The organism is Marinobacterium maritimum (assembly GCF_039523155.1).
Lineage (GTDB): Bacteria > Pseudomonadota > Gammaproteobacteria > Pseudomonadales > Balneatricaceae > Marinobacterium > Marinobacterium maritimum.
In genome coordinates this window covers 42825-63735 of the sequence record NZ_BAAAET010000003.1, presented here as the reverse complement: position 1 = coordinate 63735, position 20911 = coordinate 42825, and the positions used below count along the sequence as shown (strand labels likewise).

Below are 20911 nucleotides of genomic sequence, written 5' to 3'. Positions count from 1 at the left end.
TTCCAACATGGATAAGCTCAATATCGTTTTAAGCAGTCTACGTTGACGGTTACCGCAACTGAGGGCTATCGCCTTTGAGGTAAACGGTTAACTGGCTTTAGTTATAAACTTTCACTCTGCTGCAGGCAGAGATGCAGCCAGGCGTTGATACCAGCGCTGCGGTATTTCTGTTTGTGGATGATGAGATACAGCTGGCGGCTAAAATCCCGGCCGGGCACATTCAGACGTTTCAGGCTGCCACGGTTAAAGGCATCGGTCAGGGTAATCATCGACAGGCAGCCAATGCCCAGATGCGCTTCGACCGCACGTTTGATGGCTTCGGTATGCTGCAGTTCGATGGCAATGGTCAGATCCGGCAGCAGCCCAGACATCGCCCGATCGAAGGCCTGGCGAGTACCGGAGCCGGCTTCACGCAGTATCCAGCGGGCTTGGCGCAGATCATTGTCAGACACCGTCTGTTGCTCCGCCAGTGGATCGTCCGGATGACAGAATACCGCCAGCTCGTCCTGGCGCCAGGGAAGCATATCCAGATCCGGGTGGTTCAGCTCGCCCTCGATCAGGCCAACATCCAGTTCATAGTTCAGCACACGCTCAACGATATGTCGGGTATTGGCCACATCCAGTCGCAGACTGGCATTCGGATAGCGCTCCATATACTGCGCCATCAGGCCTACGGCCAGATAGTTACCGATGGACAGTGTGGCGCCCACATTGAGCGGGCCAGCTTCTGCGTGTTGCAGCAAATTCTGCTCGAAATCCCGGGCCTGAGCGAGCAGAGCTTCTGCCTGCGGCCTCAGTAACCGGCCCTGTTCGTTCAATTGCAGGCGTTTGCCGATGCGGTCAAACAGCTGCAACCCGAACTGGCTTTCCAGATCTTTCAGCGAGCTGCTGGCGGCACTCTGGGACATCGCCAGTTCATCTGCGGCACGGGTCAGATTCTGTTGATGAGCGATGGCAACAAACACTTCAAGCTGCCGCAGTGAGTAACGCATGGAATCTCCTTTTCGGAAAAACCGAATATAGATATTTAAATAATCTGATTTATCGATATTTTGAGCAGCGCTAATATTGTCTGCAAGGTAAATTTATACGGGAAAGCAGCAAGATTATGAGTAACCTGATCCGCGAAACAGTTACGAGTGTTCATCACTGGAATGACACCCTGTTCAGCTTTACTACCACCCGGAACCAGGGTTTGCGTTTTAAGAATGGCCACTTCACCATGATTGGTATCGAAGTCGATAACAAGCCATTGCTGCGCGCTTATAGTATCGCCAGTGCCAACTATGAAGAGGAGATGGAGTTTTTCTCCATCAAAGTTCAGGATGGGCCGCTGACTTCACACCTGCAGAACCTGACAGTCGGCGATGAACTGCTGGTCAGCACCAAACCCGTGGGTACCCTGATTACCGACAGCCTGCTGCCAGGTAAAAACCTGTACCTGCTAAGCACCGGTACTGGTTTGGCACCGTTTATGAGCATCATCAAGGATCTGGATGTATACGAAGAGTACGACAAGGTAATCCTGACTCACGGCGTACGTTATGTGTCTGAGCTGGCTTATCAGGATCGAATCCAGAACGAACTGCCGAACAACGAATATTTCGGCGATGTTGTACGTGAGAAGCTGATTTATTACCCGACGGTTACCCGTGAGCCATTCCGTAATCAGGGCCGGCTGACCGATGCCATCACCACCGGGAAGCTGACCAAGGATATTGGTCTGCCGGATCTGAACCCGGAAACTGACCGCTTTATGCTGTGCGGCAGCCCGGCGATGCTGGCGGATCTAACGGAAATTCTTGATGCCATGGGCTTTAAGGAAGCGCGTGCTGGAGAAGCTGGTCATTATGTGATTGAGCGGGCATTTGTCGAAAAGTAAGCAACTTCCGGTACCGTTGATTTATCTCTGGACAATGGCTGCAATGCAGCCAGTCAGGTTACTGACATACCCCGGTCATTTTGGTCGGGGTTTTGTTTTTCTGAACATTTAGCCCGGTTTTCCGGGGAAAAGACCGAGTATAGGCCGGACTGGTTCTCATTGTGGTCAATCAGGGTGCGTACGTCCATGAAATAAGCTTCGAAGATGCATGCTCACTGTATGAAGTACGCAAAGCCTTAATGAGCCTCGTCAGCGAGTTGATGGTTAGACCTTGCGCAGTTGCAGGCCTGCAACTGGCACTCATTCAAGCTCTGGAGTGCAAAATCGTCTTAACAACTTTGCCTACTCGCTCTGCAGCGCCAGCACCGGGTTGAGTCCGGCGGCGCGGCGAGCGGGCAGCACGCCCGATATCAGCCCGACCAGTGCCGACAGCAGCAGTGCCAGCAGCAGATAGAAAGGATCGAGCTGGATCGGCAGGTCGGGCATGGCCAGTGCCAGCAGGCCCAGTGCCAGGCCGCTGATCAGGATGCCGACCAGGCCGCCGATCAGTGCCAGCAGGATCGCCTCGCCGAGGAACAGCCACATCACCTGGCGGCGGGTGGCGCCGATCGCCCGGAACAGACCGATCTCGGAGCGGCGTTCATGCACGGTGGTGACCATGATGGTGACGATACCGATGGCGCCGACGATCAGTGAGATGCCGCCCAGGCCTCCGATCGCCACGGTCAGAATCGCCAGGATTCGGTCCAGGCTCTTCAGCATCTCGTCCTGGGTGATCAGCGAGAAGTCCTCCACGCCGTGACGGGCGATCAGCCGCTGGCGAACTCGCTCAGCCATCTCCTGAGCCGTGGTGCCTGGCCGGTAGGTGACATCGATCTCCATCAGCCCGCTACGGTTGAACAGGCTCAGCGCCCGTTCCACCGGGATATAAACGATGTCATCCAGATCGAAGCCCAACATCTGCCCCTTCTCGGCCATGATGCCGACCACCCGGTAGCGCTCACCGCCGACGCGGATGAACTGGCCGAGTGCACTCTGTTCAGCGAACAGTTCCTGCTTCACCTTGTGCCCCAGCACGGCCCAGGGTTGTGGATAACCGTCCCGGCCATCGGGCAGGGAGCGCCCACGGGCGACCTCAAAACGCCAGGCGGGGGCCATGTCACTGCCACTGCCGATGATGTCGGTATAGCGCACCCGGTTGCCGTATTCGATGGCACCGCTGCCCTGCACCACCGGTACCACGTATTCCACGTAGGGCAGCTGCTGCAGGCTCCAGGCATCCTCGACCAGCAGCGGTCGGGTGCTGGCGAGCAGGCCACCGGTGCCACCGGTCTGTGACTTGCCCGGGTTGATGGCGATGATGCGGCTGCCGAACTGGGAGAAGTTCTCCAGTACGTACAGGCGCAGCCCTTCGCCCAGCGTGGTCAGCAGCACCACGGCGCAGATGCCGATGGCGATGCCGAGAATGGTCAGGCTGGCGCGCATGCGGCTGGACTTGAGGCTGGTCATAGTCAGGTGGAGGTAGTCGGCGCTACGCATCGGTGATCCCTTTCAAGGCCAGTACCGGTGGCAGGCGGGCGGCCTTGCGTGCCGGCAGCCAGGCAAACATCAGTGCTACCCCCAGTGCCAGCAGCACGGCACCGAGCAGCGCCCAGAGCGGCACCGATACAGGAAACTGAGGCCAGAGCCAGTGCCCGGTCCAGAGCAGGCTGTAGCCGATCACCACGCCCAGCGCTGCGCCGATCAGGGTCATCATCAGTGCTTCGCTCAAAAACAGCCGGTGGACCTGGCGCTCACTGGCGCCCAGTGCCTTAAGCAGACCGATCTCCGGGGTGCGCTGGCTGACGCTGATCAGGGTGATGTTCATGATCAGGATGCCGGCGACTACCAGGCTGATTGCGGCGATGGCGCCGACGGCCAGGGTCAGCAGTTGCAGTACGTCATTGAAGACTCCGAGCAGGCTGTCCTGAGTGATCAGGGTGATGTCACGCTCGCCCTGATGACGTGCCTGAATCAGATCCAGAATCGCCGGCTTGACGCTGTCGAGCAGGCCCAGGTGTCGGACCTGTACGAACAGGCGGAACAGGCCCTGGGTGTTGAACAGCTGCTGGGCGCTGGCGACCGGAATGATGACGGTGTCACTCATATCGGTGCCGAGAGAAACCCCACGTTCCTCGAGCACGCCGATGATCCGGCAGCGCCGATCTCCGGTCCTGAGCCAGCGGCCCAGCACCGGCTGCTGGTCGAACAGGGCGCGACGCACCTCGGGACCTATGACGCAGATCGGTTCGGCCCGGTCCAGCGGCAGCTCGGGCAGCAGGCGACCCTGGGCGGCGGCCATCTGACGGATGCGGAAAAATTCGATGCTGGTGCCCACCACCATCTGCTCACGGTTGCGACCGGCCGCTTCCGCCTGGGTCAGGCCGACCACCAGCGGAGCGACCGCCTTGACCCCGGGCAGGCCCAGCAGGGCCTCGGCATCGCCAAGCGTAAGATCCCGTGTACCCTCGCCGGTCAGTGGCGGAATGCCACCGGTGGTCTCCTTGCGTCCCGGCAGCACGATCAGCACGTCGTTGCCGAGCAGATTGAACTCCTCCAGCACGAAGCGGCGCGCCCCTTCGCCCATGCCGGTCAGCAGCAGCACGGCGGCAACGCCGACGGCGGTGGCCAGCAGGGTCATCAGGGTCCGAAACCACTGGCCGGTCAGCAGGCGCAGATTGAAGCGCAACAGGTCAGGGCTGCGCATCCTGTTCATCCTTCAGCAGTTGGCCATCCTGCATCCATAGGCGACGTCTTGCGCGCCGCCCCATGTTGGCATCGTGGGTCACCATGACCAGGGTGATACCTTCGCTGTTCAGTTCTTCCAGCAGGGCGATCACCTCCTGGCCCGAGTGGCTGTCCAGGTTGCCGGTGGGTTCGTCGGCGAGCAGCAGCTCGGGCTTGCGGATCACCGCCCGGGCGATGGCTACCCGCTGGCGCTGGCCGCCGGAGAGCTGGTTGGGCAGGTGATCGGCGTGGCGGTCCAGGCCGAGCCGTTGCAGCAGGGCGTTGACCTTGGGTCGGCGTTCCGCGGGTGAGGTGCCGGTCAGCACCAGCGGCAGTTCGATATTCTCCCGCGCGCTGAGGCGGTCGATCAGGTGGTAGGCCTGAAACACGAAGCCGATACGGCGGTTGCGCTCGGCGGCGCGGGCTTCCTCGCCCAGGGCGGTCATCTCGGTGCCGCCCAGCCAGTAGTGACCGCTGTCGGGGATATCGAGCAGGCCCAGCATGTTGAGCAGGGTGGACTTGCCGGAGCCGGAAGGTCCCATCACCGACAGGTATTCGCCGGCCGTGATGTTCAGGTCGACGTGGTCCAGCGCCTGTACCGGCTCGTCACCGAGCTGGTAGCGCTTGCACAGCTGTTCGAGCCGGATCATGGCGCCGGCACCACATGGGCACCGGCTTCGGCACCCGCAGTGTCCAGTGACTGCAGAATGCGATCCCTGGCTTGCAGGCCACTGCGGATCTCGGTCCAGGTCCAGTTGCCCAGCCCGGTTTCCACACTCACCTGCTGCAGGGTCTGGCTATCGGCGTCATAGCGCAGCACCCGGTTATTCTGCAGCAGGGTCTCGGTGGGTACGCGGAGCACCTTGTCATGCTGCTTGATGATCACCTCGATATCGGCGCTGTAACCGACCAGCAGGTGGGCATCCTCGGGTGGCGGTGTGAAACGGACATCGACATCCACGGTGCGGGCCTGCTTTTCCAGTTCGGACACGAACGGAGCGATCCGTGTCAGCTCGCCGGCAAAACTGCGGCCGCGAAAGGCATCCAGCGTGATACGAACCGGTTGGGCTACGGTCAGCTGCGCGGCTTCCACCTCGTCGATCGGGGCTCGGACATAGAGGCAGCTGTCATCGATCAGGTCCACGGCTGGCGGGGTGGCTACTCCGGGCGGCGAGGGAGTGACATATTCGCCGATCTCGCCGTTGACCTCGGCGACCACGCCGGCGAAGGGGGCCTTGAGGACGGAGTCGTCCAGCAGCACCTGGTGCAGCTTCAGGGTGGCGCTTGCCTGCTCGGTCAGCGCCCGGGCTTCATCGCAAGCCAGGGCCGCACGGCGGGCTTCAGTCTGGCGCTGGTCAAGCAGCTCTTCCGATGCCAGGCGGTTCTTGGCCAGGGATTCGGCGCGGCGGGCTTCGCGCCGGGCCAGATCCGCGATGTGACAGGCGCTGGAGGCCTGTATTTCACGCGCTTTTAAGGTGGCTGCGACCTCTTCAAGACGGGCCTTGAGGTCTTTGTTCCACAATTCCAGCAGCGGCTGTCCCGGTTCGACATGGTCGCCTTCGTCCACCAGCAGGCGTTCCACGCGTCCGCCCTGCGGCATCGACAGGCGTGAGCGGCGGCAGGCCTTGATGGTGCCGGCCCGGCTGTTGGCGGCGATCTGTTCGACCAGGCCGGGCTGAACCTCGGTCAGGCGAACTTCAATGGGAGAGGGGCGGTTGAGAACGTAGAGTCCTGCGGCAATCAGGGCCAGCAGTCCGAGGCTCAGGATCAGCTTTTTCATCCGATGGGGCTCCTTGCTTCACGGATGCAGTATAGGTGAGCCGGCCAGGGTTCGGATTGACCGGACTCAACCGCGTCGGCGCATGTCGGTTCGGTGCAGTTCGATACCCCGATCACGACAGCGGGCGTAATTGTCCCGGGTAGCGGCCAGTACCTCGGGGGTCTGGACCACAATCTCGACGATGCGTTCGAAATCGAAGGCGGCATCGGGCAGGTTAGCGGACAGGTTGACGAAAACCTGGCGGTGGTCGGGCAGCTGGTCACCCCAGCCGATCTCGATCGGCGAGTCCGGTGCCTGGCCCAGCAGTACATGAGGCACGAAGCTTTCGGGCCTGGCGCTCCACAACTGCTGGTCCAGTTGGCGGGCAGCCGTTTCATGCTCGGTGCTGATAAAGATCCTGAGACCCAGGCCCAGGATCTTGTCACAGAGGCGGCACAGGAAGGCGGCCCGGCTGTCGGGATCGCTGTCCGGCAGAATGTAGTAGTCTGCGCGGGACAACGCTTACTCCTCGTGGTCGTGATCGTGACCGTCGACTTCGACCTGCTCGGCCAGATCCAGCAGGTACTGACTCAGCATCGGTACGCAACGACCGGTGGCGCCTTTCTCCTTGCCGTTGCTGTTCCAGGCGACACCGGCAATATCCAGATGTGCCCAGCGCTGTTCTTCGGCGAAGCGGGACAGGAAGCAGGCCGCGGTGATGGTGCCCGCCGGGCGACCGCCAATATTGGCGATATCGGCGAAGTTGGAGTCCAGCTGCTCCTGGAATTCGTCCCACAACGGCAGCGGCCAGCCGCGGTCGGAGGCGTAATCACCGGCATCCAGCAGGGCTCCGGCCAGGTCTTCGTCGTTGGCCAGAATGCCGGTAGCATGGTGGCCCAGAGCGATGATGCAGGCACCGGTCAGCGTGGCGATGTCGACGATGGTTTCCGGACTGTAGTGTTTGCCGGCGTAGGTCAGCGCATCGCAGAGCACCAGCCGGCCTTCAGCGTCGGTGTTGAGGATCTCGACGGTCTGGCCGGACATGGTGGTGACGATATCACCCGGCTTGGTGGCCTGGCTGCCCGGCATGTTTTCCGCGGCGGCAACAATACCGACCACGTTCAGCGGCAAGTGCATTTCGGCCACGGCTTCCATCGCGCCGAAGACGCTGGCGGCACCGCACATGTCGAACTTCATTTCGTCCATGCCGGCGCCCGGCTTGAGGCTGATGCCACCGGTGTCGAAGGTGATGCCCTTGCCGACCAGAACGTGCGGCTTCTCGCCGGTCTCGCCACCGTTGTACTCCATCACGATCAGGCGCGAAGGCTGAGCGCTGCCACGACCCACGGACAGCAGGGAGTTCATGCCCAGTTCGGCCATCTGGTCTTCATCCAGAATTTTGACGTTCAGATCGTCAAATTCTTCGGCCAGTGCCTGAGCGCGATCGGCCAGGTAGGTCGGCGTGCAGATGTTGCCCGGCAGGTTGCCCAGTTCGCGGGCGGTATCCACACCGTTGGCGATGGCGACGCCATCCAGCAGGGCGCCTTCGCCCAGCTCGGTGTCGTCTTCGTTGAGCAGAATCTGGATGGTTTCCAGCTTGGCCGGCTCGGCTTTCTTGCTCTTGGTCTCGTCGTACTGGTAGAACTCGGCAGACACCCATTCCACCAGCTGGCGGGTGGCGCGGTAGACGTCGTCGCGGTAGCTGGCACAGTCATCGAATGCGAAAACGACAGAGGTGATCGAGGATTTCTTCAGCGTGGCAACGGTGCCCTTGAGCAGCTTGCGGTAGTGACGGTCCTTGCGCTCCTTGGCAGTCCCCAGACCGACCAGCAGTACACGCTTGGCGGCAACGCCGGGCACCTTGAACAACAGCAGCTGTTCACCTGCCTTGCCAGAGATGTCGCCGCTGTTGACCAGTTCGGTCAGATAGCCGCCGGAAGCCTTGTCGACAGCCGCGGCGGAAGGGCAGAGCTTGCCTTCAGCGTCCAGTGCAACGACGATACATTCGGTTTCCAGTGTTTCGACACTGCCATTGATGATCTCAAAATCCATGACGACTCCGTACAAGACATTGCAGACTGATTGCGCGATAATGCGCCGATTCAGGGCCCTTGAAGCGGCGGATGTTTGTTCCGCTCCGGGCCGATCGACTTTGCGCCACTTATGTTCCTGATGTAACGCGCACTATAAACCATTTCTCCGATTGGAAACCATGGCGGTGAAAGGGAATCTGTTTTGATTATCTTCCGTTACCTGGCCCGTGAGGCATTGATCTCAACCGCGGCTGTCACCTCTGTTCTGCTGCTGATCATCACCAGTGCGCGCTTGATCAAGTACCTTGCCGATGCGGCCATGGGCAAGCTTGAAGCCAGCTTCGTGTTCTGGGTGCTGCTCTGGCGCATTCCCGGCTTTCTTGAACTGCTGCTGCCGCTGGGGTTGTTCCTCGGTATCCTGCTGGCCTATGGCCGGCTCTATCTCGACAGCGAGATGGTCGTGCTGCGTGCCTGTGGTATCAGTCAAAAGCGCCTGGCCCTCTACGCCCTTGGGCCGGCGGCACTGGTCGCTGCTCTGGTTGCGGCGATGACCTTGTGGCTGGCGCCGCTGGGGGCGGCCAAGTCGGAGGAGATCTTCAGCATCCAGGAGTCGCGCAGCGAACTGGAGATGCTGACACCGGGGCGCTTCCAGTCGCAGACCAGCGGCCGTCAGGTGACCTACGCCGAGTCCTACGATGCCGAAGCAGACCAGTTGCAGGAAGTGTTCATCGCCCAGCGCAACGAGGACGGTGAACCGATCGTGTTGATGGCGGAACGGGCCGAGCGCCAGTTCCTGCCCGAGTATGGCGGTCGCTTCCTGATCCTGCAGAACGGCTACCGCTATGACGGTGTCCCGGGTCAGGCGGCCTACAGTCGAACCGGCTACGACAGTTACGGCATCAGCCTGCCGGAAGCGGAGATCAGCCGTGAGGTGACCGAACTGGATGCGCTGCCAACCATGCAACTGCTGGCCAGTGAGGATCCCAAGCAGCAGGCGCGTCTGCACTGGCGCCTGTCGCTGCCGGTGCTGGCGTTTATCGTCACCCTGATCGCGGTGCCGATGAGCCGGACCAATCCGCGCCAGGGACGTTTTGCCAAGCTGATTCCGTCCATCGTGGTCTACCTGCTGTATCTGTCGCTGCTGACCAGTACCCGTTCGGCGGTTGAGGATGGCGACCTGTCGGCATGGGCACTCTGGCTGATCCATGGCGGCTTTATCCTGTTGGCGGCCAACCTCATTCTGGCCGATCGCTTTTGGCAACAAGTGTGGCATCGGATTCCCTCCCTGCCCAAACTGCGCCGGAGGAACGCCTGATGCTGCGTCTTGAATGGTACATTGCCCGCCATGTGATGGGCGCAATTCTCGCGGTGTTGCTGGTCGTGGTCGGTCTGGACCTGGTATCGGCGTTGCTGGACCAGCTCGATGATGTCGATGAGCGTTACCGCTTTATCGATGCGCTCTGGTATCTGACCCTGACCATTCCACGCCGTATCTATGAGTTTATTCCGTTGAGCAGCCTGGTTGGCTGTCTGATCGGTCTGGGGATGCTGGCCACGCACAGTGAGCTGACCGTGATGCGAGCGGCCGGCTTTTCCACTGGTCGTATCCTGCTGGGGGTGTTCAAGCCGGTGATGCTGCTGGCACTGTTTACGCTGGTTCTGGGGCAGTTCATCGCGCCGTATACCGAGCAGCAGGCGCAGAGTTATCGTGCGTTGGCCGAGTCAGGCAATGGTGCGCTGAGTTCGCGTTATGGCGTTTGGCACCGTGAAGGCAACAGCTTTATCCATATTAACGCGGTGGAGGGCGGCAGCATCATCCACGGTGTTACCCGTTACAGTTTTGCCGGGGATCACCAGCTGGAACAGGCCAGCTATGCCCAGCGGGGCCAGTATCGTGATGGTCAGTGGCAGTTGGAAACGGTGCGTAACACCCGTTTCACCGAGCAGGGCACTCAGGTGGAAAGCCAGCCCCAGGAAGCCTGGCAGAGCGGGCTGACGCCGGAACTGTTGTCGGTGATCGTGGTGGAGCCTGTCGACCTGCCGATCAGCGGCCTCTGGTCCTATTCCCATTACCTGGAGGCTCAGGGGGTCAGTGCCGATACCTATCTGCTCGCGTTCTGGAGCAAACTGTTGCAGCCGCTGGCGATCCTGGCGCTGGTCCTGATCGGCGTATCCTTCATCTTTGGCCCGCTACGCAGCGTGACAGTCGGTCAACGGGTGATCGCCGGGGTCATCTTCGGCCTGATGTTCAAGTTCGCTCAGGACCTGCTGGGACCGGCCAGTACCGTGTTCGGCTTTCCGCCGCTGATCGCCGTACTGGCACCGATCCTGATTTGCACCGGTGCCGGTTTCTGGCTGCTGCGTCGCGCGGGTTAGCCTTTCTTCTTTTGCTTATCCTTTTTGGGCAGCTGCACGACGCAGCTGCCTGACCAGCGGTCATGCAGCGCCAGGCGCTCGTCGGTCAGCAGCATCCACAGAAAACCGATGCCAAACAGGCCCAGTGACGGGATTGCCAGCATGAAGCGTACCAGTGACTGCCCCCAGCTCATTCGGCCGCCCGCCATCGTCTGCACACGCAACCGCCAGGCCAGCATGCCAAGCGTCTGACCGTTGCGGGTCCAGAAGAAACCGAAAAACAGGAAGGTGGCGCAGAACAGTGCCGAGTTGAATAGCGCGATAGTGGTGCGTGGGCTGGTTTCGACACTGATTGCTTCGCCGCCGTTGAGACCAACGCTGATGGCGCCGATCACCATCCACAGCGCCACGATCAACAGGCTGTCGTACACCATCGCCATCAGGCGCTTGATGAACGAGGCGGGGGCGATCTGGGCGAATTCCTGCTTGAAAGGGCGGTGCATGGTCTCGATTCCTGAATCCGGCTGGAGAAGTAGGTGCCGGATTGTAGCATCGTAAACAGGGCCGGGCTAAGCCCGGCTCTGAGTCGCTCTCATGCGCGCGTCATGCCAAACAGGGGTCTCAGCCAGGTACCGATGAAACTGCCGGCAAAGGCGGCCAGCAGCCAGAGCCAGCCGTGCAGGCTCCCCGAGGCGATACCGCCAAAATAGGCGCCGATGTTGCAACCGAAGGCGATGGTGGCACCGTAGCCCAGCATCAGGCCACCGATGACCGCGCCCAGCCAGTGGCGCAGGGGCATTTTCCATTGCAGCGAAAAACGGCCTGCCAGGGCTGCGGCGATCAGGGCGCCGAGAATAACACCGATGTTCATCAGGCTGGCGCTGTCTTCCAGCAGGCCACCCATCAGTGCCGTATCCCGTCCCGGCATCATCCAGTAGCCCCAGAAGTCGATATCCAGACCCAGATTTAGGGCTTCGGCGGCCTTGGCACCCCAGAGCGGATAGCCCAGGGCCACGGCCCAGGGACGGCCGATCAGGGCGAGGGTGGCGAAGTTCAGCAGGGCCAGGGCAATGGCCCCCCAGACGAACGGCCAGGGACCACGCAGCAGGCGCCGTGGCCAGGGAGGCGCTTGATCGTCATTGTCGCGTTCCAGTTGTCCATGGCGGCGCCGCTCGATGATGAGGGTCAGGCCGGCAATGGTGGCAAACACCATCAGGTTCAGCGCGATGGCCGGCAGTACACCCAGTGCGTCGATCAGGGCGACGGGGGCCAGGGACGGCTGCGTGGTCCACCATTCATAATCGCGTGTGGCCCAGAGGGCACCGGCTGTGAAGCCGATCATGCTGGGGATGGCGCGCAATTGACCGCCGCCGGCATGGTAGAGGTTGCCTGAAGCACAGCCGTTGCCGATCTGCATGCCGATACCGAAGATAAAGGCGCCGAAAATCACGGCAACGCTCAGGGGGCGGACAAAGCCGTTCACGTTTTGGCCCAGAAATTCACCCGCTGCAAGGGTGGGGAAGAACAGGCAAACGGCGATGGCCAGCATTAGCATCTGGGCGCGGATGGCACGTCCGCGGCCGTTAACAACAAAGTTGCGCCAGGCGGTAGTGAAGCCAAAGGAGGCATGATAAAGCGCCAGGCCCAGAGCCGAACCGAGCAGTAGCACGAGGCTGGTGTGGCCACCCTGGAGCTGAAACAGATATACCGACAGGGCAGCCGTGAGCAAAGCTGACAGGCTCAGTGCAAGCGTTTGGCGAGGCGGAGATGCAAGCTGGGGCGCGGAAACAGGAGGGAGGTGCAAACTGGTCATCGTTCAACAGATGTTTGATTAAAAGATGAGCAGTCTAGCTTCGGGAGGCTGATAGATCTAAGAATATAATTGCTTGTAATATTCTCTGTGGTTATATGAGCAAGGGGAGTTCTCGCCCCTTGCTCCGTGCGCGCGCTTACTGGAAGGGCGTGACGTACTTGTCCTTGTAGCTTGCAGCCAGGGCCTTGGCTTCGGCCAACTGGCTCTCGTCCAGTTTCAGCAGCAGGCGGGTTTCGATGGTGGCTGCGGTGCTGTTGCCGAGCAATGCGGCGTTGTGCATCCAGGCATAGGCGATGATGTTGGTATCTGCGCTCTTGTCCTGGCCGTGGGCGTTGGAGTACAGCGTACCGAGGAAGAACATGGACTCCATATACCCCTGTTCGGCGGCCTTGCGGTACCACGTCTCGGCTTCGGTGTAGTCCTGAGCCACACCGGTGCCGAAGTTGTAGCTGCGACCGACGTTGTGCCAGGCGGCAACGACGTTCTGATCAGCGGCCTTGCGGAACCATTCCAAAGCCTTGTCGTTGTCGCGCGCAACACCATAACCGAATTCGTACATTTCGCCGATTCGGTTCTGCGCCTCGCCATCACCCTGTTCGGCAAGTGGCAGCAGGCGTTCGAATTCGACCTTGTATTCCTTGTTCTTCAGCGCGCGCAGGCTGTTGACGCTTTCCAAGTGTCCCTGGCGGGCACCCTGCTCGTACAGGCGGCGGGCGCGGTCGGTGTCCTGCTCGACTCCCCAGCCGTTTTCGTACATCTGGCCCTGCAGGTTCAGGGCGTCAGGGTCCTGAGCCTTGACCAGTGCTTGAAGTTCAGACTGAGCCTTGTCATAGTCGCCCGCATCAAGGGCGCGCTTGGCTGTATCGATACTGGCCGCGGTGGCGGGTGTGATGTGCAGGGTGAACAGCAGACCGGCCGCTGCAAGAAGTGCGGATTTGTTCATTAAAGCCATGCCTTCGTCATCGTTTTGATGCATGTCTGGAAGTCGTTCACAACGGCTTCCGCCGAAAATTAGTACAGCTGGAACACTATTGTGGTGACGGGGCGTCCCCGTTCATAATAAGGACAGTCCCTCACCTGCACCACCTTTCGATAAGGTGTTTCTAATATTTATTGTACAGGAAAATAGTGCAGCGCGGCACCCGTGCTGTGACCCTCCATTTGCCACCCGGGAAGTAGCTTATGCTGGCAAACATGTCGATACGTACCAAGCTGATAGTGGGTTCCATTCTGCCGATTCTGGGGTTGCTGGTCATAGTGATCGACTCCCTGGTCGAGTTGAAAACAGCCAATGAAAACGTGGATCGTCTCTATGCAGACCGGATTGTGCCGCTGCAGCAGTTGAAAACAGTGGCGGATCTGTACGCGGTCAATGTGATTGATGCGGTCAACAAGGTTGATAATGGCCTGGTCGGCGCCGAAGAAGCTTACCAGGGTGTCGTCGAGGCGGAGCAGCAGATCGCGTCCAACTGGCGTGATTATCGCAGCACCACCCTGACGGTGGAGGAGGCTCGGCTGGCAGACCAGGTTGAGCGGCTGTTTGGTGATGCCAATCGGTCGATTGCACGTCTCAAGGAAGCATTACAGCAGCTGAATGGCATCAGTCAGGGACGCTTGTCCGAGTTTAACGGTGGGCTCTATGCGTCAATCGACCCGGTTAGCGACAAGGTCAATGAGCTGGTCGCCCTGCAGCTGCGCGAAGCGGACCAGATGCGTCAACGCATGCACACAGCCTATGACGAACAGCAAACGATCCAGATCGGGCTGGCGATCGTCATCGTGGTACTGCTGGCGCTGATCGCCTGGTACAACTACCGCTCCATCCGTCGACCGCTGGAGCATCTGCAGGCGGTGATGAACCAGGTGGCCAACAATTCCGATCTGCGTCTGCGCGCGGAAGTGGAGGGCGACAACGAGCTGGGCCGGATGGCGAGCAGCTTCAACCAGATGCTGGAACAGGTGCAGGACCTGGTGGGACATATTGTCAGTGCCACTTCTCAGCTGGCCGCGGCGGCGGAAGAGATGAGCAGCATCAGCAGCCATTCCAGCCAGGTTATCAACGCTCAGCGTGCCGAGGTTGAGCAGGTGGCCGCTGCCATGAACGAGATGGTTTCCACTGTACAGGAAGTGGCTGGCAGCGCTGAACATGCCGACCAGGAAGCCCGGCAGACACTGGAGGAATCAAACAGCGGTGATCAGATCGTGGCGCGTGCCGCAACATCGACCACCGAACTGGTTGAGCAGGTGTCCCGCGTGGCCGAGCAGATTGCGATTGTGGAGCAGGACAGCGAAAGCATCGGCAGCGTAGTGGAAGTGATTCGAGGGATCGCTGAACAGACCAACCTGCTGGCACTGAATGCGGCGATCGAGGCCGCGAGGGCCGGTGATCAGGGGCGCGGCTTTGCCGTCGTAGCCGACGAAGTTCGCTCGCTGGCGCAACGTACCCAGGAGTCTACTGCCGAGATCCAGAACGTGATCGAACGCTTGCAGCAGGGTACCCGCCATGCGGTTGAGGCGATGAATGTCAGCCAGGAGCGGGCTGTTCTGACTGGTGAGCAGGCGGGAGAAGCGGGAGAAGCGTTGCGCCGCATCGCGCAAGCGGTACAGCGCATTACCGACCTGAACGCGCAGATCGCCAGTGCGTCTGAAGAGCAAAGCAGTGTGGCCGAGGAGATCAACCGTTCACTGGTCGCCATCAGTGACGGGGCGCAGGAGTCATCGGCCGGCGCATCGCAGACCGAAAGTGCCAGCCATGAACTGTCGCGGCTGGCAGCGGATCTGCAGGGCATCGCCACACGCTTCCGCGTGTGATGATGCCCTGAGCTGAGGCTCAGTCCTTGCGCTGGGGACTGAGCAGTTCGATCAGGTAGCCATCCGGGTCTTTGACAAAGGCCAGGATGGTGCCTGAGCTGCTGTTTTTCATCGGGCCGGCTTCGCGTACAACCTGACCGCCGCGCGCCTTGATCTGGTCGCAGGCCTGGTACACATCTTCTACTTCAATGGCGATGTGGCCATAGCCGGTACCCAGGTCATATTCATCGGTTTCCCAGTTATGGGTGAGTTCCAGCACGGTGTTTTCCGCTTCATCACCGTAGCCGACAAAGGCGAGCGTGAACTTGCCTTCCGGATAATCTTTGCGTCGCAACAGGCGCATCCCCAATACCTCGGTATAAAAGGCCAGGGATTTGTCCAGGTCGGTTACCCGGTACATGGTATGCAGCATGCGCATGAAAACACCTCTTCAGTCGTATCGAAAACCTGATCTACATCGTTGGTCGAGTAGAATCTGCTTGCGGCTTTCAGTCTACAATGATTAATTGGAAGTATTAATAACAATAGCCAAGGGGGGCTGACCCATGTTTCAGGATATGACCAAACAGTTCAATGAATCCATGGCTCCATTCCGTGAGCTGGTCAACATTCAGACCAAAATGCTGGAGGAGCTGACCCGTCAGCAGATGGAGTGTACCAAGGCCTGCCTGGAAGCCACCATGCAGCAGACCAGCGAGCTGCAGAAGTGCCAGACCCCCAATGATCTGGTCGAGCTGCAACAGGCTTATGCGAAGGAACTCGAGACCACGCTGAAGGCCGCCAATGAGCAGAACATGAAAGCGCTGACCGCCGCTCAACAGGCGATTCAGCAGCTGACTCAGAACTCGCTTGAGGCTTTTGCCAGCAAGAAGTAAAGTTGAGCCGCAACACAGATACCAGAAGCAGCCCGGGTGGCTGCTTTTTGTTTTTTACGAGATGAAACGTATGGCCCTCAGTATCGGTTTGTTTTATGCCAGTACCACTGGCAACACGGAGCAGGTGGCGGATCAGATTGCGGCCATGTTGCCTGACCGTATCCACCTGCACGATATCGCGGTGGAAGGTGTGGTGGCCATGGCTGAGTATCCCTGTTTGATTCTGGGGATTCCGACCTGGGATTTTGGTGAGCTCCAGGAGGACTGGGACGAGCATTGGGATGCACTGTCGGCACTGGATCTGAGCGGCAAGCGAGTAGCCCTGTTTGGCCTGGGTGACCAGTTGGGTTATGGCGAGTGGTTCCTCGATGCCATGGGGGCGCTTTGCCAGCAGGTGCAATCCTGTGGGGCTCAGGTCGTGGTCAACTGGCCGGTATCCGGTTATCAGTTTGAAGCCTCAAAAGCGCTGACCGAGGACGGCCAGTCTTTCGTTGGCCTCGCCCTCGATGAAGATGGCCAGCATGGTGAAACCGAGGCGCGTCTGCAGGGCTGGCTGCCTCAGGTGATTGCCGCCTTCGATGCCTGACCCCCTTTCAGGCGGCAGGCCAGATACCAGCACAGGCTGAGCGCCTGCAAGGCCGTGGCGCTTGCCAGCGCAGCCCGATAGGCCTCGTCCGGATAGCCCGTGCCGTCGGGTGAAGGCCAGCCGGCGATGATGGCCCCCATTCCCCATTGCACCAGGAATGCCCCGAGAAAAATCCCCAGGTTGAGACTGGTGCTCACCCGGGCACTGATTTCGGTGGGAAACTGTTGTGCCAGCCCGGCAAACATCAGTGTGCCGGACGTGCCGAAAAAGCCGAATGCAGCCCAGGCCAGATTATCCGTCTGGGCGGGGTGTAACTGGATCCACAGCAGTGCCATAAAAAAGCCGACCATGCCGCAGAAGCTGACGGTCTGGGTACTGATGCCCAGGCGATTAAGTCGGCTGGCAATGACACCCAGCCCCATAAATCCGGCCACCATACTGGCCGCTGAAACCAGTAGTACCTGAGCGGCGTCGGCGGCAGGCAAATGGTTGACCTGTTGCAGCCAGATGCCGGCCCAGAGTGACTGGGTCGCGATGAATACTGATTGAGACAGCATGCTGGCCGGTGCCAGCTGGTAGAACGCCGGTGTGCGAATGACGGTCAGTGTCTGGTGCATCTGGGCCCGCATGCCGGGCAACTTGTGCTGCTGCCGGGTCAATGGAATCCAGCGACTGATCAGCAGAGCGATCAGTACACTGATGATGGCCAGGCCGATGAACAGGGTGCGCCAGTCGCTGTGTTGCATCGCCCACTCCACCGGGGCGGTTGCTGTCAGCGCCCCCAGGCCGCCGCTGGTCAGCTGCAGGCCGTTGATCAGTGGCAGCTGCTCGGCTTTCAACCAGGTGGTATAGCTCTTGAATGCCGCCATCAGGCAGGCCGATACGCCGATGCCGATCAGGCCGCGACCGATCCAGAGCATCAAACTGTTTTCAGCCAGTGCAAAGGTCAGGCTGCCGGCCGCAGCGAACAGCAGCAGGATCGATGCCACATGTCGGGTCTGGTAGCGATCGAGCAGGATGCCGAGCGGGATCTGACAGGCGGCGAAGGTCAGGAAGTAGGCGCTGGAGATGAAGCCCAGGGTTGCGCTGTCGAGGGCGAGGTCGCTCATGATGGCCGGCGCGACCACGGCATTGATTACCCGAAACACATAGGACAGCCAGTAGCCGAGGGCAAAGGGCAGCAGTAAACGAATGATCAGAGGCATGGAACTTTGTATCCTTGTCAGGGCCTTAGTCAGGGCCTGTATCAGGCAGAATTATACTCCAGGGCGTGGCCAAGAAACTGCTCTTGGGTGAGAGTGTTGGATTCGTGAATTAGTTTAAACTAATATGTCGGCCACGTCAGACTCATCGAGAAAGGGAAAACACAATGAACAAGTTTGCTGCAATGGGATTGGCAGGTCTTCTGACTGCCGCAAGTACAACTGCGATGGCCGTCAAGCCTGAAGATGCGATCAACTACCGCCAGGGCACTTTCAGCGCCATGGCATGGCACTTTGGCACCATGGGGGCCATGGTGAAGGGCAAGGCGGACTATGATGCTGAAGATTTCAGCCGTCGCGCCGAAATTGTGGCCCAGTTGAGCAAACTGCCGATGGAAGGCTTTGTCCCGGGTTCTTACGAAGGGGACACCGATGCACTGCCGGCCATCGAAGAAGACTGGGACAAGTTCGAAGGCGGCATGAATATGCTGGTTGAGCGCACTGCAGCCCTGGCGGAAGCGGCTCAGTCCGGCGACATGGCGCAGATCAAGCCGGCGTTTGGTGAGGTGGGCAAGACCTGCAAGGGCTGCCACGACAACTTCAAGGACTGAGTCTGAGGCGGTCATCGCCAACAGTGAAAAGGGCGCTGCGGCGCCCTTTTTTGATCCCGCCTCACAGCAGGTTGAGCAGGCCCCATATGATCAATGCCGCCAGTGCGGCTAACAGGATACCGCGCAGCAATGGCGCAAATGGATAACTCGTCTCCTCGACGCCGGCGAGTTTGCGCCCGTGCAGCATCGCCTGGACCAGCTTCTCACCCTTGAAGACCTGGTGCGTGATCACGCCGAGCAGGTGCAGTCCGATGGCGATCAGCAGTCCATCGAAGATCAGCTTGTGCCAGCGTGTCAGCTCCACGCTGAGGTCGTAGCTGACCAAGTGAACCAACGGGCCTTCGGTAAAAATCTCATCGTTGGCGAAGAGGCCGGTGCCGGCCTGAGCGGCACTGAGTAACAGCAGCAGTAGTACCATCCAGCCCCCAAGGGGGTTATGGCCGATATAATGTGGCTCCTGTCGCTTGGCCAGCTGCAGGCTGTACTTCAGCGTGTGCACGGGTGAACGCACAAATTCGCTGAAGCGTGCATAGTAGCTGCCGGCGAAGCCCCACAGCAGGCGGAACAGCACCAGGGTCAGTACGGAGTAGCCTGCATACATGTGCCATTCCATCCAGTTACCGCCCTGCTCGCCACTCCACCAGGCAAACAGGATGCTGGCGGCCAGCGACCAGTGAAACAGGCGAACGTAAATATCCCAGACCGGTTTGTGTACCCGGGTAACGGGTTGTTGAGTCATATCAGATTCCATTTAACCAGAGGTGACAAGCAAGGCTGGCGATATAGCCCAGCAGGATCGCCCAGCTCCATTTGAGATGGCTGTAGAAGGTATAGGTTCCCTTGGCCTGCCCCATCAGGGCAACCCCGGCCGCAGATCCGATCGACAGCAGGGAGCCGCCAGTGCCCACGGCCAGGGTGGCCAGCAGCCATTGTTCAAGTGTCATGCCCGGGTCCATGGTGAGCACAGCGAACATGATCGGGATGTTATCCACCAGTGATGACAGCAGGCCGATCAGCGCATTGGCCAGGTTAATTCCCCAGCCGTCATAAAGCAGTGCGGACAGGTTGGTCAGATAACCCAGTGACGCCAGTCCCCCGACGCAGAGCACCACGCCGTAGAAAAACATCAGGGTATCCCAGGATTCGCGCTCAACCACCTTGAAAATATCGAAGCGGCGGATAACGCCGGTATGATCGCCCTGTAATAGACTGTGCTTGGCAGTATTTTCGGCATGATGGTGAGTGATGTGCCCCTGTTCGCGGAAGATGGGGTCATGGAAGCTCAGGTAATAGCCATAGATTTTCAGTGCGCCCAGGCCGGTCATCATGCCGAGCACCGGGGGCAGGTGCAGCTGACTGTGCACGACGACGGAAAAGGCGATGGTCAGCAGGAACAGCAGTACGATGGTGACGCCACCCTTTTTCATGCGCTGGTGACGTGCTTCGCCTTCGGGCTGGGAGCGCTCGACGGTCAGGCTCATCAACAGGGCGGGTACCAGCCAGTTGATCAAAGAGGGCAGAAGCAGCTGGAAAAACTCAGTGAACTCAACGACACCTTTCTGCCATACCATCAGCGTGGTGATATCGCCAAAGGGGCTGAAGGCCCCGCCGGCATTAGCGGCAACCACCACGTTAATGCAGCCGACGGAGATGAAGCGGTAGTTGTGATCTCCGACCGCCAGCACCACGGCGCCCATCAGCAGAGCGGTAGAAAGGTTGTCGGCGATCGGGGAAATCACGAAGGTCATCCCGCCGGTGACCCAGTAAATGGTCCGGATTGAGTAGCCACGGGAAACCAGCCAGGTACGCAGCGCGACGAACACCCTTCGCTCCTCCATCAGGTTGACGAAGGTCATCGCCGCCAGCAGAAACAGGAAGAGTTCGGCGTAGTCGAGGATGTAGTGCCTCAGTTGTATGCCGGCGGTATGGCTGTCCCCCTGTTGTTGATAGGCCAGGCCGACCAGTACCCAGATCAGGCCCGAGGCGACGATGACCGGTTTCGACTTGCGTAACCCCAGCCGTTCTTCCAGCACCACGAAAACGTAGCCGAGCAGGAAAATCAGCAGTGCCAGGTAGCCGTAGACACTGGAGGTCAGGTCCAGCAGAACCGTGGTGGGAGTTGTCATCGTCAGGGGGCTTCCTTACCGGTACAACGGCACCAGGAATCGGGGCCGGAGCTAAATTTTTACAAAGCATATTGCAGGGTGCCGGCTCCATT

General features: G+C 59.9%; 21 protein-coding genes. 7 read left to right on the top strand and 14 right to left on the bottom strand.

Annotation, left to right across the window (positions count from 1 at the left end; all coding sequences use genetic code 11):
• Positions 1 to 101: 101 nt before the first annotated feature.
• Positions 102 to 992, bottom strand: coding sequence for a LysR family transcriptional regulator (locus ABD013_RS11265; protein ID WP_343805925.1), 891 nt, complete (start codon positions 990 to 992; stop codon positions 102 to 104).
• 116 nt (positions 993 to 1108) lie between these two features.
• Here ABD013_RS11265 and ABD013_RS11260 point away from each other — a divergent pair, with 116 nt between their 5' ends.
• Positions 1109 to 1882, top strand: coding sequence for a ferredoxin--NADP reductase (locus ABD013_RS11260; RefSeq protein WP_343805923.1), 774 nt, complete (start codon positions 1109 to 1111; stop codon positions 1880 to 1882).
• Positions 1883 to 2224: 342 nt separating this feature from the next.
• On the opposite strand, the gene ABD013_RS11255 is transcribed toward ABD013_RS11260, so the two are convergent.
• The 6 genes from ABD013_RS11255 to ABD013_RS11230 all read right to left on the bottom strand — a co-directional run bounded on the left by ABD013_RS11255 (position 2225) and on the right by ABD013_RS11230 (position 8459).
• Complete coding sequence (locus tag ABD013_RS11255; protein ID WP_343805921.1) at positions 2225 to 3421, bottom strand: ABC transporter permease; 1197 nt, start codon at positions 3419 to 3421, stop codon at positions 2225 to 2227.
• The gene (locus ABD013_RS11250; protein ID WP_343805919.1) at positions 3414 to 4628 is read right to left on the bottom strand and encodes an ABC transporter permease; all 1215 of its coding nucleotides are present in this window, start codon (positions 4626 to 4628) and stop codon (positions 3414 to 3416) included. The genes ABD013_RS11255 and ABD013_RS11250 overlap by 8 nt, the downstream gene beginning before the upstream one ends.
• Positions 4615 to 5298, bottom strand: coding sequence for an ABC transporter ATP-binding protein (locus tag ABD013_RS11245; protein WP_343805917.1), 684 nt, complete (start codon positions 5296 to 5298; stop codon positions 4615 to 4617). Before ABD013_RS11245 ends, ABD013_RS11250 begins: the two co-directional genes overlap by 14 nt.
• Positions 5295 to 6428, bottom strand: a complete 1134-nt coding sequence (locus ABD013_RS11240; RefSeq protein WP_343805915.1) for an efflux RND transporter periplasmic adaptor subunit — start codon at positions 6426 to 6428, stop codon at positions 5295 to 5297. The genes ABD013_RS11245 and ABD013_RS11240 overlap by 4 nt, the downstream gene beginning before the upstream one ends.
• A 66-nt stretch (positions 6429 to 6494) precedes the next feature.
• Positions 6495 to 6926 carry a DNA polymerase III subunit chi gene (locus ABD013_RS11235; protein WP_343805913.1) on the bottom strand — a complete coding sequence of 144 codons (432 nt, stop codon included), beginning with the start codon at positions 6924 to 6926 and terminating at the stop codon, positions 6495 to 6497.
• A gap of 3 nt (positions 6927 to 6929) precedes the next feature.
• Positions 6930 to 8459: a leucyl aminopeptidase gene (locus ABD013_RS11230; RefSeq protein ID WP_343805911.1), complete on the bottom strand. Its 1530-nt coding sequence runs from the start codon at positions 8457 to 8459 to the stop codon at positions 6930 to 6932.
• A 183-nt stretch (positions 8460 to 8642) separates the two neighbouring features.
• On the opposite strand from ABD013_RS11230, the gene lptF reads away from it, so the two are divergent.
• Together lptF and lptG are read left to right on the top strand one after the other, a co-directional pair.
• Positions 8643 to 9755: an LPS export ABC transporter permease LptF gene (lptF, locus tag ABD013_RS11225; RefSeq protein ID WP_343805909.1), complete on the top strand. Its 1113-nt coding sequence runs from the start codon at positions 8643 to 8645 to the stop codon at positions 9753 to 9755.
• Entirely contained in the window at positions 9755 to 10816 is a 1062-nt protein-coding gene (lptG, locus tag ABD013_RS11220) for an LPS export ABC transporter permease LptG (protein WP_343805907.1), read from the top strand. Before lptF ends, lptG begins: the two co-directional genes overlap by 1 nt.
• Here the strand turns inward: lptG and ABD013_RS11215 are convergent.
• The 3 genes from ABD013_RS11215 to ABD013_RS11205 form a co-directional block, all read right to left on the bottom strand.
• Positions 10813 to 11298: an RDD family protein gene (locus tag ABD013_RS11215; protein WP_343805905.1), complete on the bottom strand. Its 486-nt coding sequence runs from the start codon at positions 11296 to 11298 to the stop codon at positions 10813 to 10815. The two genes, lptG and ABD013_RS11215, sit on opposite strands and share 4 nt — an antisense overlap.
• An 89-nt stretch (positions 11299 to 11387) precedes the next feature.
• Positions 11388 to 12524, bottom strand: a complete 1137-nt coding sequence (locus ABD013_RS11210; RefSeq protein ID WP_343805903.1) for a YeeE/YedE family protein — start codon at positions 12522 to 12524, stop codon at positions 11388 to 11390.
• Between the two features lie 220 nt (positions 12525 to 12744).
• Entirely contained in the window at positions 12745 to 13551 is an 807-nt protein-coding gene (locus ABD013_RS11205) for a tetratricopeptide repeat protein (protein WP_343805901.1), read from the bottom strand.
• 239 nt (positions 13552 to 13790) lie between these two features.
• Between ABD013_RS11205 and ABD013_RS11200 the strand changes: the two genes are divergently transcribed.
• Complete coding sequence (locus ABD013_RS11200) at positions 13791 to 15419, top strand: methyl-accepting chemotaxis protein (protein WP_343805899.1); 1629 nt, start codon at positions 13791 to 13793, stop codon at positions 15417 to 15419.
• 19 nt (positions 15420 to 15438) lie between these two features.
• Here the strand turns inward: ABD013_RS11200 and gloA are convergent, their stop codons facing one another.
• Positions 15439 to 15837, bottom strand: a complete 399-nt coding sequence (gloA, locus tag ABD013_RS11195) for a lactoylglutathione lyase (protein ID WP_343805897.1) — start codon at positions 15835 to 15837, stop codon at positions 15439 to 15441.
• 127 nt (positions 15838 to 15964) lie between these two features.
• Here gloA and ABD013_RS11190 point away from each other — a divergent pair, with 127 nt between their 5' ends.
• Together ABD013_RS11190 and ABD013_RS11185 are read left to right on the top strand one after the other, a co-directional pair.
• Entirely contained in the window at positions 15965 to 16294 is a 330-nt protein-coding gene (locus ABD013_RS11190) for a phasin family protein (protein ID WP_343805894.1), read from the top strand.
• Between the two features lie 61 nt (positions 16295 to 16355).
• The gene (locus ABD013_RS11185) at positions 16356 to 16880 is read left to right on the top strand and encodes a flavodoxin (RefSeq protein WP_343805892.1); all 525 of its coding nucleotides are present in this window, start codon (positions 16356 to 16358) and stop codon (positions 16878 to 16880) included.
• Here the strand turns inward: ABD013_RS11185 and ABD013_RS11180 are convergent.
• On the bottom strand, positions 16853 to 18085 hold the full coding sequence (locus ABD013_RS11180) for an MFS transporter (protein WP_343805891.1): 1233 nt from the start codon (positions 18083 to 18085) through the stop codon (positions 16853 to 16855). The two genes, ABD013_RS11185 and ABD013_RS11180, sit on opposite strands and share 28 nt — an antisense overlap.
• A gap of 164 nt (positions 18086 to 18249) precedes the next feature.
• On the opposite strand from ABD013_RS11180, the gene ABD013_RS11175 reads away from it, so the two are divergent.
• Positions 18250 to 18693, top strand: coding sequence for a c-type cytochrome (locus ABD013_RS11175; protein ID WP_343805889.1), 444 nt, complete (start codon positions 18250 to 18252; stop codon positions 18691 to 18693).
• Between the two features lie 61 nt (positions 18694 to 18754).
• Here ABD013_RS11175 and ABD013_RS11170 read toward each other — a convergent pair whose 3' ends face one another.
• Positions 18755 to 19432 (bottom strand): cytochrome b/b6 domain-containing protein, encoded by a 678-nt coding sequence (locus tag ABD013_RS11170; protein WP_343805887.1) that lies wholly within the window; start codon positions 19430 to 19432, stop codon positions 18755 to 18757.
• Position 19433: 1 nt separating this feature from the next.
• Positions 19434 to 20819 carry a sodium:proton antiporter NhaD gene (gene nhaD, locus ABD013_RS11165; RefSeq protein WP_343805885.1) on the bottom strand — a complete coding sequence of 462 codons (1386 nt, stop codon included), beginning with the start codon at positions 20817 to 20819 and terminating at the stop codon, positions 19434 to 19436.
• Between the last annotated feature and the right edge of the window lie 92 nt (positions 20820 to 20911).